The following is a 1078-nucleotide window of genomic DNA, read 5'->3' on the forward strand; positions in this document are numbered from 1 at the left end:
CTTGCCATGTTGCGGAACATTGCCTGACGATGGCTGCTGTTTCGATTTAGTTGACGACCACTCTTACGATGGCGCATACCTATACCCTTCTCAGTAAATCTATTACTAAGGTGACCTTAGTCGTTATCAATTAAGCTAGCTGGTGGCCAGTTCTCAAGGCGCATGCCAAGAGACAAACCACGTGAAGCCAACACGTCTTTGATTTCAGTCAACGACTTTTTACCTAAGTTCGGAGTTTTTAACAACTCGACCTCAGTCCGTTGTACTAAGTCACCAATGTACTGAATCGCTTCTGCTTTTAAGCAGTTCGCAGATCGAACAGTCAATTCCAAGTCGTCTACCGGACGAAGAAGAATCGGATCAAACTCCGGTTTCTCTTCTTTCTCTTCCGGTTCGCTGATATCACGAAGTTCAACGAAGGCATCCAGCTGCTCAGCTAAAATTGTTGCTGCACGGCGGATTGCTTCTTCTGGATCCAATGTACCATTGGTTTCCATTTCGATAACCAGCTTATCTAAGTCGGTGCGCTGCTCAACACGTGCCGCATCTACAGAATATGCAATGCGCTCAACCGGGCTGAACGACGCGTCGACAAGTAGACGACCGATTGGACGTTCATCATCATCAGCGGACTGACGTGATGCCGCAGGCACGTAACCGCGACCACGTTCAACTTTAACTCGCATAACGAGTTCATAGTCGCCTGTCAAATGACAGATAACGTGCTCAGGATTAACGATCTCAACATCACCATCGTGCGTGAAATCGCCTGCTGTTACAGGACCTGCTCCGGATTTATTCAAAGTCAGAGTCGCTTCATCTTTACCTTCAATGCTGACAGCCAGCCCTTTCAGGTTTAACAAAACTTCAATGACATCTTCCTGAACGCCCTCTTTGCTGCTGTATTCGTGCAGCACGCCATCGATTTCAACCTCAGTCACTGCACAGCCTGGCATTGACGACAGTAAAATGCGACGTAACGCATTACCCAGTGTATAACCAAAGCCGCGTTCCAGAGGCTCCAGTGTCACCTTGGCATGAGTCGGGCTGATTTGCTCGATGTCGACTAACCTCGGCT

General features: G+C 48.2%; 1 protein-coding gene. It reads right to left on the reverse strand.

Translation table 11 applies throughout. From position 1 onward, the window contains the following. Positions 1-116 precede the first annotated feature (116 nt). Positions 117-1078 (reverse strand): DNA-directed RNA polymerase subunit alpha (locus tag B3180_RS04820; RefSeq protein WP_286843339.1); only part of this gene is annotated, 962 nt, incomplete at its 5' end.

The sequence above is a fragment of the Idiomarina sp. UBA4206 genome (genome assembly GCF_002383015.1).
Classification (GTDB): Bacteria; Pseudomonadota; Gammaproteobacteria; order Enterobacterales; family Alteromonadaceae; genus Idiomarina; species Idiomarina abyssalis.